This window comes from Terriglobia bacterium (genome assembly GCA_020073085.1).
Taxonomy (GTDB): Bacteria; Acidobacteriota; Terriglobia; order JAIQFV01; family JAIQFV01; genus JAIQFV01.
This window is the reverse complement of sequence record JAIQFV010000054.1, coordinates 1-14,122: the sequence shown is the minus strand read 5'-3', so window position 1 is coordinate 14,122 and position 14,122 is coordinate 1. Positions and strand designations below refer to the sequence as shown.

Genomic DNA, 14,122 nt, shown 5'->3' with positions numbered 1-14,122 from the left:
GCTATGGCGATGCCGATATCGTATTGCTGGGTGAAGCGACCCACGGGACCAGTGAGTTCTATCGGGCGAAGCTGAGGCGGACGAAGAGCCCTCCAGATCTCACCGTCGCAGACATGCACAAGACGCATATCTGCGGCACCCCAGTCTTGGCCATCGCAGACATGCACAAGACGCATATCTGCGGCACCCCCATCCTGGAAAATAATCGTGAGGGTGCCGCGGGCATGCGCTCTTTGCATGCCTGCGCATCGGTCCCGAGCCTATCGCGTCCTGGGGGTTTACCTTTGCAGATGAAGCCGAGGCGGACGAAGGGCCCCCGGTCCTCACCGTCGCAGACATGCACAAGACGCATATCTGCGGCACCCCAGTCTTGGCCAGCGCAGACATGCACAAAACGCATATCTGCGGCACCCGAGTCTTGGCCAGCGCAGACATGCACAAAACGCATATCTGCGGCACCCGAGTCTTTGCGTGCCTGCGCCATCCCAATCTGACCCCCGGTTTTCCGCTTCCTTCATTGACCGGGCGCCCGCACCCTGATAACATCGCTGCTCGTTTGCCCGAGAATCCTGCGCCGTCTGTACTCAGAGTTCCAGTAACCATCCTCCGGTGATTTTCGAAGCCTGATTTCAGTGACTCGAACCGCACCCTGATCCCATGAGAAAGGCAGAAATTCAGGCCGCGGACCTTCATCGAGAAACCGCCGCGGCGAAAAACTCGTATTCATCACAGATGGACCGTTTTTGACACCCCATATCCCAGGTTTGTTTTTGAAATTCACTTTTTGCCAGGGTCGACACAACTGTTGTAGATAAGCCAAAGAGGAGCATTTCATGATTCGACGAAGAATTGTATGGGTCTTATTCTGTTCTGCAATTGCCTGGACGGTTTTCGCCGGTTCGCCTTCAGTCGGGGCCGCTCAAGCCAAGCCGGCAATGAAGCCTGCTTCGGCCGCCGCACCGTCGAAGGCAGAAGCCACTGTCCGGCCTCTCCATTTGAACATCCAGCCTCACCAGCTGGCCAATGGACTCCACGTGCTGATGGTGGAGGATCGTTCGGCTCCGGTCATCAACCTCCAGGTCTGGTACCACGTTGGATCCAAGGATGAGAAGCCGGGGCGTACGGGCTTTGCGCATATTTTCGAGCACATGATGTTCAAGGGGTCGGCGCACGTCGGGCCGGACGAGCACTCGCGCATCATCGAGGCCGCCGGGGGCTTTGACAACGCGTACACCAACGATGACGTCACGGTGTACTGGCAGACCTTCCCCTCCAATTGTCTCGAGCGGGTCATCTGGCTCGAGGCCGACCGACTCGGAAGCCTCAATGTGGACGAGGCGAATTTCAAATCGGAGCGCGAGGTGGTCAAGGAGGAGCGCCGCGTTGGGGTGGAGAACCGGCCTTACGGCCGCGTGTTTGAGGATCTGGCTGACGCGGCCTTCACGGTGCATCCGTACAAGCACACCACCATCGGGAGCATGGACGACCTCAACAAGGCCACCCTCGAGGATGTGCGTTCGTTTCATCGGACCTTCTACCGCCCGGACAACGCCACAATGGTCATCGTTGGTGACTTTGTTGCCAGCCAGGCCGTGGCCTGGGTCGAAAAATATTTCTCGGGGATCCCAAAGCCGGCCGCCCCGATTCCCCGCGTCACTGTGCAGGAGCCTCCTCAAACCACCGAACGTCGCTTCTCAAAGTGGTACGGCTCAGAATCGCCGTTGCCCGCCATTATCGAGGCTTACCATATGTCGGCCGAGTTCACGCTCGATTCCTACCCCCTCATACTGGCTTCGAATATCCTTTCCGGTGGCGAGAGCAGCCGGCTCTATCGCCAGCTCGTCTACAAAGATCAGGTCGCCCTGCAGACCGCCGGCATCGGCAACTTCACCGAGCATCCCAACCTCTTTCTCGCCTTTGCCGTTCTGAATCCGGGGAAAAGCGTCCCGGATGGAGAAAAAGCGTTGCAGGGTGTGTTGGATGACATGAGGACTGCACCGGTGAGTGCCGAGGAGCTTCAGAAAGCGAAGAACCAGCAGATCTCCAGCGACATTCTGGGCCGGGTGACCGACCAGGAGAAGGCCGACGCCATCGGGCGCGCCGCGGTGATCGGACGCGATCCGAACCTTGTCAATACTTCACTGGAACAGTTTCTGCGCGTGACTCCCGCCGACATTCAGCGGGTGGCGAAGGAGTACCTGGATCCTTCGCATCGCACCATCATGTTGATCGAGCCTCCAAAGGCAGAGGCCAAACAAGGGGGGAACAACCAATGAAACTCACTCGATACGGTTTGGGAATAATCCTCTGTGGGGTTTTATTGTCGGCCCCCGCCGCATGGTCTCAGTCAACCGACAAGCCACCGGCTGCCCCATCGAAATCCACGGAGCAAAAGAAAACGGGAGAGGCGGTTCCTTCCGGGGTGAAGCTCGTAACTCAGATGCCCGCGCCCGCCGCGGCAACCCCGTACCGGTTTCCTAAGGCGGTCACTCGAACGCTTTCGAACGGGGTGCGTGTCTTTGTCATTTCCGACAGCCGGCAGCCCCTGGTGGCGGTACGCCTGGTGCTCATGAGCGCCGGGTCGAGAAACGACCCCGCAGGAAAGCCGGGGATCGCCAACCTCGCCGCCGACCTGCTGACACAGGGCACGGCCACGCGCTCTGCCGAGCAGATTGCCGAGGCCATCGATTTTGTGGGGGGCAGTCTCAATGCCGGCGCAGGCAAGGACGATACTCGCCTCACCGTCCGGGTCGTCAAGAAGGACTTCGCCCTGGGTATGGATTTGCTCTCAGATATCCTGCTCCATCCCGCCTTCAAGAAAGAGGAAGTGGATCGCCGCAGGCAGCAGGCCCTGTCCGGCCTCCAGGTGCAATACTCCGATCCCGGATACATCGCCGGTGCCATGCTCAGCCGGCTGTTGTATGGCCAGAACCCCTATGGTTTGCCCGGCAACGGCACGCCCGATTCGCTGCGTGCGATCGAGCGCGACGATCTCATCCACTTCCGGGACGATCACTATACCCCGGACCAGGCGTTGCTCGCTTTTGCGGGCGACATCGCTCCGGACGCAGCCTTTGCCGCAGCTGAAAAATATCTCGGCGCCGCAGTGTGGCCGAAACGGGACGTCGCGGCTCAGACTTCGCCCGCCCCAGCGCCCGTCCAGGGTCTGCGGGTATTCTTAGTCGATAAACCGGATGCCAACCAGACGCAGATCCGCGTCGGCCGTCTGGGGATTCCGCGAAACAACCCGGATTACATTCCACTGCTGGTCACCAACCGCATCTTCGGCGGCGGCTTCAACTCGCGGCTCTCGACCGAAGTGCGCCAGAAGAAGGGTCTCACCTACGGCGCCTATTCATCGTTCAACAGCTACCAGCAGGCGGGTGATTTCTCCGCGTCCACCTTCACGCGCACCGAGGCCACGGTCGAGGCGACCAAGCTGGTCGTGGATTTGATTGGGAAGATGTCGACCGGCGGGCTCGACCCCAAAGAACTCGACTTCGCGCGTGACTACCTGGCGGGCGTGTTTCCCATCCAGTCCGAAACCGCGGAAAATGTGGCATCGAGTACCCTCACGGTGGTGCAATTCAACCTGCCGGCCGATTACAACGATGTCTATCAGCAAAAGATCATGGTGGTGGACCCCGCGAAGGTGAAAGAGATCGCAGGGCGCTACTTTGATTCGAACAACCTGGTCCTGGTCCTGGTGGGCAATGTCAAGGCGTTCGGAGAAGCCCTTCATAAGGACTTTCCCCAGGCGAAGTTTGAAGAGCTGCCGTTCGACCAGGTGGACTTGCTGACCCCGGATCTCAGGAAGCCGAAGGTGACCGGCGTGGCGGCCACCCCGGAGTCGCTTGAACGCGGCAAGGCGCTCCTCACCGCGGCGGCGGAGGCGGCGGGCGGAGCACGGCTCGCCAAGATCGAAAGCGTTGAATTCAAGGGACAAGGTGAATTCATCACTCCGCAGGGCACCTTCCCGGTGGAGACCTCGGTAGTCGTCGCCTACCCGGACCACATCCGGGCTGAAATAACGCTTCCCATGGCTGCGATTAAAACGGGATTTGACGGGAAGTCGAGCTGGTTGCAATCCCCCCAGGGGACGATGGATCTCCCTCCCGCATTGAATGCAGAGAATCTGCGCACCATCGCACTGACGGCGGGTTGGGGGCTGTTCCAACAGGCGCTGGAAGGGAAGAGCGAAGTGAAATTCATCGGTGAGGAGGAGGTGGAAGGTCAAAAGCTGCTCGCCGCCGAATGGACATCGCCCGCCGGCCCGACCAAGCTCTACTTCGATCCCGCCACCCGGATGCTGGTGGGGGCGCGTTTTAAGCAGACGGGACTTCAGGGACCCGCCGAGGTGTTGGATTTGTGGAGCGACTTCAAGGCCGTAGAAGGACTCCAGTTCCCGTACAAGCACACCACTTATCGCGACGGGGCCAAGAGCGGCAGCGTGACCGCCTCCTCCGTCCAGGTGAACACCAAGCCCGATCCAACCGTATTCAGTAAACCGAAGTAAATCTGACTGGGTGCCGCGGGCATGGGGTTCGCCAAGGCGAACCCCATGCCCGCGATGATGAGTTCCCCTGAGATCTTCAGTAAGGTTGAGAGACTTCCGAAGCCTTTTTCTCCCCCTCTTCTCCTCTCGTCCATCGATTTGCCTCAGCGCCTGCCAGTCCCAGACCGGATATTGACATGGTTCTTCTTTTGGTATATTTTTTATACCTTTATGGAATTTGAATTTGATCCTCAAAAAAGCCGGGCTAATCAGTCAAAGCACGGCATTGATTTTGTTGAGGCTCAAGAGCTCTGGGAAGACTCCGATGTGCTCGAGATCCCCGCTCGAACGGACGATGAACCCAGATTCCTGGTGATCGGCAGGATCCAGGGGATTTTCTGGTCCGCCATCATCACCTGCCGCAACGAAAGGATCAGAATCATCTCCGTCAGGCGATCCAGGAAAGAGGAGGAGGCCCTCTATGAAAGCTAGGGAACTTGATAAGAAATTTGACCGTGGCGAGGACATCAGCAAAGTCCTGGATTTGTCCCGAGCCCGAAGAGCCAATCAGGAACCGAGACGCGTGAACGTCGACTTTCCTTCCTGGATGATTCACTCCCTCGACAAAGAGGCCCAACGGCTCGGAGTCACGCGTCAGTCCATTATCAAGATATGGATTTCTGAACGGCTGAAGGAAGAAACCACCTTGAAATGAGGGAATAGTTTGGGGGCAAATCGGGATCGAGGACATTTCTCCGATCTGAACCCGGACGTTCTTCGGGTGCCGCAGGTATAACATTCGCCAAGGCAGAGACCATGCCTACGATGATGAGTTACGCCTAAGAGATCGGCGATGAAGACACAGTTCGCAGCGTGTTTCGCCAACAGCTGGTTACAATAAGATGGAATTCTCGATTGAGTCCATGATGCTTGCCGATTGGCCGCAGGTCGCGGAAATCTACCGGGAGGGGATTGAGGACGGAGATTCAACCTTTGAGACGAGCGTTCCAAGTCAAGAGGTTTGGGATGAAATGCATCTGCCAGTGTGTCGGCTCGTCGCCCGATCCAACGGCAAGGTGTTGGGATGGGCGGCGTTATCTGCCGTTTCCAAGCGGCGATGCTACCGCGGCGTCGCCGAGGTCAGTGTGTACGTGGCGCGAGCAGCGCGGGGGCTGGGGATCGGCAGGGCCCTTCTCGATAGGATCATCAAGGATTCGGAGAGGGAGGGATTCTGGACACTCCAGGGAAGCACCTTCGAAGAGAACACCGCGAGTCTGCGGCTTCAAGAGAGGTGTGGATTTCGAGTCGTTGGGCACCGGGAGCGGATTGCGCAACTGAACGGTCGTTGGAGGACGACGGTGCTGACTGAGCGGAGAAGCGACAAGGTCGGCCGCGAATGATTTTAGAACCGGAGCGATAGACAACTCAATCCGCCATCCATCTTTTGGAATTCCGACATCTCCAGGGTGATCACAGAGTAACCCAGCTGGATCAGACTGGATTGTAAAGCCGGGTACCCCGCCGCAAGCAGTACAACCTCGTTGACTTGCACACAATTGGCCGCGTAGTTCTCGGAGGGCTCGACGTGGACGATGTCATATCCCGCAAGGCCCGCCTGATCTGCCAGCGCGCCAATTAAGACCAATCGATTATCACCGAGGTGGGAAAGGCCGCTCTTGAGATGGAGAATGCCCTTGATTCGCCGAATGTCGATGCAAGTCGATGTGTATCCCTCCTGCGCCAAAATTCCAGCCAGTTGCCGCGCTCCCTCCTTGTTCGTCCGCTGTGAGATGCCAATAAAGAAATGATCGCCCGCTTCGCAGATATCTCCGCCATCCACCGTGCCGGGCGATATGATGGCGTGTAACTTCGGGTAAAACCGGGCAAGCGTGTCTTTGATAGTCGCCACTTCTCCTCTCCGGCTGACCGCGCCGGGGCGAGTAAGGATCGCGAATCGGTCAGTGAGAATGGCCGTATCTTCCACAAACGTGGAGTCGGGATAGTGCGGATCAGCCTCCAATTTCGTCAAGGCCAGACCACAGTGCTGCAAGGCCTCGCAGTATCTTCGGTGCTGTTCCAGGGCTTTCGCATAAATGGGCGCCCCGAGGTCAGCAGTCGTCAGCCCCGCGGCGAAGTTGGCAGCGGGCGGTCGAACCACGGCATTTTTGAACATGAATCTCTCTCCTGAGTCACGGATGTACTTGGACGCCTCTCCCGAAGCGTTGGCGGCTTGCTCTTCTTTAGTTTCCAGTACCAAAAGCCGACACCCTGGCGATTTGCCTTGGCTGCGGGAGCGCTGTTTCCAAACAACAATATTTCGCGCCGATGATTTCCGCTTACCATTCGCGCCTTCCGACGTCTGAGTCTACCGCAGGAAGGCCGTGTCAGGCCTGAATTCTCAAGAATAAACAGGCTCGCCCGATAAACGGGCTCGCGCCTGGACACAGGACAGAGATGTGCAGGGCAAGGCGGTGAATTGCGGTCCACACGGACGTTGAGCGCCTCAAAAGGGGGTGAAAGGATTTGGCTAAGCCGGAAAGGCCGAGACTTTCCGTCCGCCGAGGCGGAGGCGGCAGAGCCGCAAGGGCCGGTGACTCCTCGGTTCGGAATGTTCTCTGTCACGATATTTTCTCAACCTCAATAGAAGAGGACCAGGATCGGGGACAGGCCCCCCGAGCGGAAGGCTGGATATTGACAACCTTTCCGAATAGTATTACATTTTCAATAAGTAATGAATATGGAGAAAATAGGGTGAATGCAGATGACGACGGGTGCGGTGAAGATTACTCGAAAAGGTCAAGTCACGATTCCCAAGGCCATTCGGGAAAAACTGAAGGCCAGCTCCGTGTATTTCGAGGTGGAGGGCGATCTCGTGTTGGTAAAGCCGGTGCGAGACGCAGCGGCTTCGCTGAGAGAATTTGCAGGAAACGTCAAGGGTCACGTCTCCATGAAGCAAAGGAAGCAAGAGGCGTGGGAGGTCGCGGTCCGTGAAAAAACCGGAAAGAAATCTTCCTGACACCAACACCATCGTCCGGTATCTAGTCGCCGATCACCCGAGCTGGCATGCAAAGGCGAAGGAATTTTTTGATCAAGTGAAGCGGGGCGAAACGAGAGCCGTTATCCTCGAAAGCGTCGTTGCCGAGTGCGTCTACGTCCTGACAAAGATATACAAGGTCCCGAAAGACCGGGCCGCCTTTAGTCTCATCGATCTTTTGCATTATAAGGGGATTGCAAATGACGACCGGCAGGATTTGATCAGCGCATTGGCCCTCTTTTCAGAACGAGGCATGGACATTGTGGATTGCATCCTATTCGCCAAGGCCGCCTCAGGGGGAGACCGCCTGTTTACCTTTGATGCCGACTTGAACCGACTCGCACGGCGCGCAGAATAAACTGGGACGTTAAGCCATCGAAAGAGTCCAAAATTGTTCAGGTCTGAACTTTTATACAATCGAAAAGTCGCGAGAACCCTCATTCTGATTAGCTCCCGGAGGACATAGAGGCAGAATCTATTTGTGTAGGTTCGATCTGACCCCCAATCCATTCTGGGTCTGACACGAGGTGTTTTGGAAAATGAAGGCGTTCTTTCACCCCTCCGGGGCTTAGAATGTCGTCGGATTCTTACCCCGCCCTCGCCCTCCGCCTACGGCGGACGGGGCTTTCGCCACGGCGGATCTTCGACAGACGGGCTACACTCGAGCAGCCCTCCGGGCCTCTGAATGGAAAGGGAATTCAGTGTGGCTGCCCTGTATTTCCCCTACTTGACCTTGGTCATCAGGCTGCCGATGCGGTCGTTGTCGTAGTTGTAAACGACCACCTTGACCGTCTGACCATTCCACTGGAGCGGGATCTGTGTAGAAAACGGAATCCCCTCTTTCATGACCTTCTGGTACGTCTCGTCATTCAACGTCATGTGTAAAGTGTCCCACCTGCTTTCTACCGAGCGCCCATGCGGATCCCCGTAAAAGATCGCGATGTCCACTTCGCCTTTGTGCACTCCCTTCTCGACAGCGAACCCGACCTTGGATGGATCGATCACCAGATCCAATTTGGCCCGGGGGTTCTTGGGATCGGAGCGGTCCGCTGCGATGTTTACCTTAAAGGAGAGGTCTTTTATTGCGTACTCGTACCCCCCCGCCGAGGCGATGCGGCTGTATTTCAGGAAGGCTTCGCGATCATAAGGTTCCAGAGTCTCGCTGGCATAGTAACCATGACGATACGAGACCAGCACTCCGGGTCGATTTACCTTCACGGTAATGCGGCGGTATTGACCATCCCATTTGGGATTCTTGGGATAGTAGCCCATGAGGTAATCGGACCGGGTGACTTCGTTCATTTGCGCCAGGGAACCCGGAATGCTGGAATGGATGAAGGATTGTCCTCCCGTCCACTGGGAGATATTGCGCAGGCTGGAAAGGGCCCAGATGCGTGTGACACTCACCCCCATCTGAACGGATGAAGCGGCAGGAGGTCGGCTATAGGATGGATCAGCATTGAAAGGGACCCCTTCTGAGGAGGGAAGGTATATACCTCCAGCGGCCACTTCCATGAACAGGCCTCCGGTTTGGAAGGTATCGATCGACACGCGCGCATCGTTGGCTATAGACGCGATGCTCTTGTCGTGACCCAGGGTCGGCAAAAACAGCCCATTTTCAGTGAAAAACATCAAGTGTTTTTCTCCCGACAGATAACGCAAATATTCGATGGCAGAGAAAATGCTCTGGAGATCCTGTGCAGTCTCGCCGGACACGAGGTCAGAATACTCCTCCGGGGGGAGGTCGGTTTGTGAGGTGAAAGGGAGTCGACTCAAAGAGGAGAGACTACCTCGCTCCGTCATGTCCATCACCTGGAGACGGCCGATGCCTGACGTTGGGGAGGACGACTCAACCATTTCTTTTATTATTGTGGCCGTGCCTGCCCTTTGAGTCTCCTGAGAGAGCCCAGTGTCGTCGGGAACTCGAGCGGGCGAGACCCTGCGGGAGGCTATCTCGCCGGGGCCCTCGAAGATGGTGTCGATCTGCTGTTGAATGGGATCAGGTATTTCCCGACTCCCGTATTCTAAGGCCAGACCACTGAACCTTATTTTCATTTGCGATTCGATCTTTTCGTGAAATTTCTTGTAGCGCTCCAGGATCTGGGCGATCTCTTCGTGGTTGGTGGTGAAATCGGTGGCCCGGTTGTAGGCAAAGACCGCCACACTATCCTGTGGCAGCATGCCGTTCCGCACGAAATGAATCAAGGCGTCGACGGCCTTGAAGGGTTTCTGAAATCGACCGCGACCGAACAGGATGAGGAGGGTCCGGGAGGTCTGAGGTGTCAGTTCCGCCCGGGGGATCTTGCGCAGGAGCAGTTTCTTTCCGGGCTCGGCGGACATCGTCGAAAAATTCTGAATGGAAAAATGCTGAACATCCTGCCGCACGCCATTTTCAAAGATCGAGAAATCTTCCTTTTTCAAGTCCAGAATGGGCTTGCCCTTCAGATCAGTCACCCGCACGTCCACCGGGATGAGAGTCACACGGACACGGATCGTGCCGGGGGGTGGCTCCTGGCTGGACACAAAGGAAATTGAGGAGAATAAAAGGAAGAGAAGAAGAAGTACGGCGGTGCCTGGGAGAATGAATCGCTTGGTGCCGGTATTGATTTGCATGGGTTCCTCCTTCCGGCGAACCTGCGGTGAAAGACAGGTGGAATAGCATGAACTCTTCAGGACAACCACCAGTTTCAGGCCCGTCCAAGTGAATAGGGGGTGGCGGTCCGCGTTTTCGCCCTATTTCACCTTGGTCATGAGGCTGCCGACGCGGTCGCTGTCGTAGTTGTAAACGACGACCCGAAGGGCCTGGTTGGATCCCTGTAACGGGATGCGCATGGAGTACGGAATGCCCTCCTTCATCACCCGCTGAAAGGTTCCTTCGCGCAGGTTCATCTCCAGGGTCTCCCACTGGTCTGCGGGGTTCTTCCCCTTGGGGTCTCCGTAGAAAACGGTAATGTAAAGCTTTCCCTGGCGGAGGCCGTTCACGGTTTGGAAGGGGACCCGTGACGCGTCAACCTTCAAGCTGACCACCACTTGAGGATTTCCTGGGGCAGACCGGTCTTCCTTGGTTTCCAACTGAAAGGGCAGATCCTTGATGTCCTCGGTGTAGCCGGCGGCCGCCGTGATGCGGCTATAGGAAAGAAATGCCTCCTGGTCATACGGCTCCAGGGTGTCGTGAGCGTAGTAACCGTGCCGGAAGGAGACGTTCACGTCGGGACGAGTGACCTTCACCGTGATACGCCGGTACTGTCCGTTCCATGTGTTGTCCGTGGGATAGTAACCCAGCAGGTATCCTCCCCGGGTCACTTCATTCAGCCGTGCCAGGGCGATCTGAGTTTTCTCACGGACGGAGGCCACGCCGCCGGTCATTTGCGATATATTGCGCAGCGTGGACATCGCAAATGCCCCACTCGCGCCCACACGGATCATCTGCTGTTCCTCGGGGGTCTCCGCACCAACGAATTTACGTGGCAATGCACTCGCATAGGAAAAACCGAATGATGCATCCACGCCGCCGGTCTGAACGGTATCAATCACGACCCGGGCGTCGTTGGCCATGGCGGCGATACTCTTGTCATTTTCCAGCCGGGGAAGAAACAGGCCGTTCTCAGTGAAAAACATTAAATGCTTCTCCCCCTCAATGTAGCGGAGGTACTCGATCGCAGTATAGATGTTTCGGAGATCCTGCATGGTCGTGGTGGCTGTGCTCACGTAATCTTCAAAGGGCAGGTCGGTGAGCGCTTCGGCTTGAAGGCGGTCGAAGGGCGAAACCGAGGGGGGACTTGTTTCCGGTGTTACTGCCTGCCCCACCGGAGTGGTGGGGTTGAAGGCGGCGTTCGTCTCCATCCGTTGCAGCGTCTGGCTCGCCTGGTTTAAATCCCTCACCAACTGCCCGGAATCAGTGATGTGTCCGGGAGGCACCTGGCGCGAACCGATGGCTCCGTGGGCTTCGAAGATTGTGTCAATATCGGGTTGAAACGACTTGGGGATTTCTTTACTTCCGTATATGGCAACCAGCCCTCTGGAACGAAGGTCGAGTTGTGATTCAATCTTCTCATGGATCGTTTTGTACCGCTCGAGCACCTGCGCGATCTGTTCGTGGTCGGTGGTGAAATCAGTCGCGCGATTGTAGGCAAACACAGCCACGCGATCCTGGGGCAGAAGATCATTTCGTACAAATTGGGTCAGGGCGTCGACACCTTTGAAAGGGCGATTCAGTCGGCCCCGGCCGAGCAGGATCAAAAAGGTTCGTGCCGTCTGCGGGACCAGTTCCAGCCGGGGAACCTTTCGCAGAAGCGCCTTGTCGGCGGAACCTGAAACGGTCGCCGTGAGTGTTTCCACAGAAAAATGCCGGATGTCCTGCCGTACGCCGTTTTCGAAGACCGAAAAGTCCTCCTGCTTCAAGTCCAGAATGGGCTTGCCCTTCGGATCGGTCACGCGCACGTCCACCGGAATAAGGGTCACGCGGACGCGGATCGTGCCGGGAGGAGACTCCTGGCTGGAAACAATGGAAAATGAGAAAAAGAAAAGAAAAAGAAGAATGGCAGTGCTTGGGAGAATTAATCGCCTGGTCCGGGTCATGATTTGCATGGGTTTCTCCTTCCCGTGAACCTGCGGTCGAAGATCGACTAAATTGTAAGATTCAGAGATTCACCCCTTGAGAAGAAACGTTGTCAGGCAAGTACTGGTTGATGGGTTGAGTGACGACCAGGCGTGATATTGAACGGGAATCTTCTGATTGAACCCCTGGGCGTCCTCACAGCCTCCCATTCCCTACCTGTAAGGACGCCGAAGGGGGTTGACAGGTTGCCTGTTGATGCAAATAGAATGCCAGGACAGAGTGATGCATACGTGAGGTGTGGGTTCAGAGCGACGGGGTATGAACTGTCAGGGGGGCCGTTGCTGGGAGGGGCCGACTAGAACGGCTTTTGAATGTTTCCCTCGAACTGAGTGGAGACCGGCGCCGTACCGATCGCACGGCCACACCGGGTTTGACCTCGATCGTCAGTTGAATTGAGGGATCTGCAACGGGATGGATTGGTCTTGCCTCGAATCACGCACCTGGAGTGAAATGTTCGGCCTCAATGACTCGGCTTCCGCATCGGACAACAGGTGGCTCACTCTAAGATCGTGAACCAGCATCTGAAACATGCTCTTCTTGCTTTCCCACAGGAGGGTGAGTTCGCGCGTGAATTCTTCAGGCCCTTTCCATTGAATCGTGTGATACGCCCTCGGATTGAAGGTGAATGATGAAAGTTCTTTTCCGAGGAGATATGCAAGGTACTCGCGCCGGTACAGATCTCGATCCACTTCGGAATCACTTGAAGCCCACCCACGATGGTAGTAGACGGTGTGAGGTCCCGGAGCAAGTACGACGTCTCCCCGCTGGGGAAGAGTGGTGAACTGATATTGAACCCAGGGTGGAAATCCGGGAGGAGTCCAGTAGAATCCACATCCAACTCCAACGCTGGCCGAGCCTGCTCCCACGCCAGGTCCTCGATTTGGGTCTACCACGGTCAAGTCGACAACGATCTTAAGGTCTTTTACTAGCTGCGCCGCAAAACCTGGGGTCCGGATGTTCGCCAGGAGATTCGAGGCGGCCAGCCATCGGTCCTGGGTCATTTCTTTTCGGATCATTGAAAGCAGAGCGTCCTCGTGCTCTTTCGGCGAATTCGCCATTAAAATAATTACTTCGTCCGGGAATGCTTCGTAGAAAGCCATCAAGCCATTCGACGAGAGAGAGGCGTTCAGTTGAATCAGGGCCCCCAAAACGATCCGGTTAAGGAACAATTGTTCGGTCTCGGGCTGGCTGTGGATTGTTGCCTCCGAAGATACCGGCCGAAGCAGCTTTTCGAGATCGGGAATGAACTCCACCAAGCCGTATTTCTCAGCCAGGTAGGCGGCCCAAGCTTGATTCTTGAGCTCCGGTGAGTACAACAGTTCTCGAACGGTTTGGACTTCTTGAGCGCTCGCAGGATTCTGTAGAGGAATAGAACCAGGGCCCATTTGCGCGGGAAGGGGAATCACGACGCAGAAGAAAGCCAGGATCGCGAGCCATCGATTCATCACAAAACCTCCGGGAGCATGACATTCATCACCCTAACCCGAACGAGCCGGAACCAAACCCGGATTTAATTAGGAAGCCAGGAAACCGGGAAATCCTAAGTTGATGGAAAACACCACGACGGGAGAACCACATATCTTTCAGATTAAAGGTTTTAAACTTTCTGCATTCCTAGCCTCCTAATAATGATTTTTTATTCCCTTGTCGGCACGGTTTCTCGTGATAGCCGCCTAAGGGGAGGTGGAACATCTCCTGAATTCGATGCTGGAGAGTCAAAGATAGTTTCACCGGAATGGCCCGGGTTGTTATACATTTCGCTTGCCGGGGTCGATGGTGCGAGTAGAGAGGGACAGACACCTACCTTGTTGCCGTCCTGCGAAGTTGCTTAAGAGAAGGTGTCTGTCCGAGCGCCGGGATAAACCGGCATGAAGTCGCAGATGAAAGAACTGCACAGGAAAGGAGTAGCGAACCATCCTGACCCCGAGTCTTGCCTGGGCCACCGTGAGGTGACGCAGTTGAAGCGTAGACAGGG

11 protein-coding genes are annotated in these 14,122 nt (G+C 56.4%); 7 read left to right on the top strand and 4 right to left on the bottom strand.

The window, feature by feature from the left end; translation table 11 throughout:
* The first annotated feature begins 833 nt into the window (after positions 1–833).
* From LAO21_22800 to LAO21_22780, 5 genes are all read left to right on the top strand, one after another.
* Positions 834–2,276 carry an insulinase family protein gene (locus LAO21_22800; GenBank protein MBZ5555546.1) on the top strand — a complete coding sequence of 481 codons (1,443 nt, stop codon included), beginning with the start codon at positions 834–836 and terminating at the stop codon, positions 2,274–2,276.
* Positions 2,273–4,516 carry an insulinase family protein gene (locus tag LAO21_22795; GenBank protein ID MBZ5555545.1) on the top strand — a complete coding sequence of 748 codons (2,244 nt, stop codon included), beginning with the start codon at positions 2,273–2,275 and terminating at the stop codon, positions 4,514–4,516. Before LAO21_22800 ends, LAO21_22795 begins: the two co-directional genes overlap by 4 nt.
* 210 nt (positions 4,517–4,726) lie before the next feature.
* On the top strand, positions 4,727–4,987 hold the full coding sequence (locus LAO21_22790) for a BrnT family toxin (protein ID MBZ5555544.1): 261 nt from the start codon (positions 4,727–4,729) through the stop codon (positions 4,985–4,987).
* Positions 4,977–5,210, top strand: a complete 234-nt coding sequence (locus LAO21_22785) for a CopG family transcriptional regulator (GenBank protein MBZ5555543.1) — start codon at positions 4,977–4,979, stop codon at positions 5,208–5,210. Before LAO21_22790 ends, LAO21_22785 begins: the two co-directional genes overlap by 11 nt.
* A gap of 187 nt (positions 5,211–5,397) precedes the next feature.
* Positions 5,398–5,895: a GNAT family N-acetyltransferase gene (locus tag LAO21_22780; GenBank protein MBZ5555542.1), complete on the top strand. Its 498-nt coding sequence runs from the start codon at positions 5,398–5,400 to the stop codon at positions 5,893–5,895.
* A gap of 2 nt (positions 5,896–5,897) precedes the next feature.
* On the opposite strand, the gene LAO21_22775 is transcribed toward LAO21_22780, so the two are convergent.
* Complete coding sequence (locus tag LAO21_22775) at positions 5,898–6,668, bottom strand: N(G),N(G)-dimethylarginine dimethylaminohydrolase (protein MBZ5555541.1); 771 nt, start codon at positions 6,666–6,668, stop codon at positions 5,898–5,900.
* A gap of 582 nt (positions 6,669–7,250) precedes the next feature.
* Here LAO21_22775 and LAO21_22770 point away from each other — a divergent pair.
* The gene (locus LAO21_22770) at positions 7,251–7,511 is read left to right on the top strand and encodes an AbrB/MazE/SpoVT family DNA-binding domain-containing protein (GenBank protein MBZ5555540.1); all 261 of its coding nucleotides are present in this window, start codon (positions 7,251–7,253) and stop codon (positions 7,509–7,511) included.
* Positions 7,483–7,887 (top strand): PIN domain-containing protein, encoded by a 405-nt coding sequence (locus LAO21_22765; protein MBZ5555539.1) that lies wholly within the window; start codon positions 7,483–7,485, stop codon positions 7,885–7,887. The genes LAO21_22770 and LAO21_22765 overlap by 29 nt, the downstream gene beginning before the upstream one ends.
* A 365-nt stretch (positions 7,888–8,252) precedes the next feature.
* On the opposite strand, the gene LAO21_22760 is transcribed toward LAO21_22765, so the two are convergent.
* From LAO21_22760 to LAO21_22750, 3 genes are all read right to left on the bottom strand, one after another.
* Positions 8,253–10,142, bottom strand: coding sequence for a VWA domain-containing protein (locus LAO21_22760; GenBank protein ID MBZ5555538.1), 1,890 nt, complete (start codon positions 10,140–10,142; stop codon positions 8,253–8,255).
* A gap of 120 nt (positions 10,143–10,262) precedes the next feature.
* Entirely contained in the window at positions 10,263–12,116 is a 1,854-nt protein-coding gene (locus tag LAO21_22755; protein ID MBZ5555537.1) for a VWA domain-containing protein, read from the bottom strand.
* Positions 12,117–12,530: 414 nt separating this feature from the next.
* The gene (locus tag LAO21_22750; GenBank protein ID MBZ5555536.1) at positions 12,531–13,592 is read right to left on the bottom strand and encodes a hypothetical protein; all 1,062 of its coding nucleotides are present in this window, start codon (positions 13,590–13,592) and stop codon (positions 12,531–12,533) included.
* Between the last annotated feature and the right edge of the window lie 530 nt (positions 13,593–14,122).

Excerpts from the sequence above, each read along its gene's own strand:
- LAO21_22800 (MBZ5555546.1), top strand. The coding sequence starts at position 834 with ATGATTCGACGAAGAATTGTATGGGTCTTATTCTGTTCTGCAATTGCC.
- LAO21_22795 (MBZ5555545.1), top strand. The coding sequence starts at position 2,273 with ATGAAACTCACTCGATACGGTTTGGGAATAATCCTCTGTGGGGTTTTA.
- LAO21_22790 (MBZ5555544.1), top strand. The coding sequence starts at position 4,727 with ATGGAATTTGAATTTGATCCTCAAAAAAGCCGGGCTAATCAGTCAAAG.
- LAO21_22785 (MBZ5555543.1), top strand. The coding sequence starts at position 4,977 with ATGAAAGCTAGGGAACTTGATAAGAAATTTGACCGTGGCGAGGACATC.
- LAO21_22780 (MBZ5555542.1), top strand. The coding sequence starts at position 5,398 with ATGGAATTCTCGATTGAGTCCATGATGCTTGCCGATTGGCCGCAGGTC.
- LAO21_22775 (MBZ5555541.1), bottom strand. The coding sequence starts at position 6,668 with ATGTTCAAAAATGCCGTGGTTCGACCGCCCGCTGCCAACTTCGCCGCG.
- LAO21_22770 (MBZ5555540.1), top strand. The coding sequence starts at position 7,251 with ATGCAGATGACGACGGGTGCGGTGAAGATTACTCGAAAAGGTCAAGTC.
- LAO21_22760 (MBZ5555538.1), bottom strand. The coding sequence starts at position 10,142 with ATGCAAATCAATACCGGCACCAAGCGATTCATTCTCCCAGGCACCGCC.
- LAO21_22755 (MBZ5555537.1), bottom strand. The coding sequence starts at position 12,116 with ATGCAAATCATGACCCGGACCAGGCGATTAATTCTCCCAAGCACTGCC.
- LAO21_22750 (MBZ5555536.1), bottom strand. The coding sequence starts at position 13,592 with ATGAATCGATGGCTCGCGATCCTGGCTTTCTTCTGCGTCGTGATTCCC.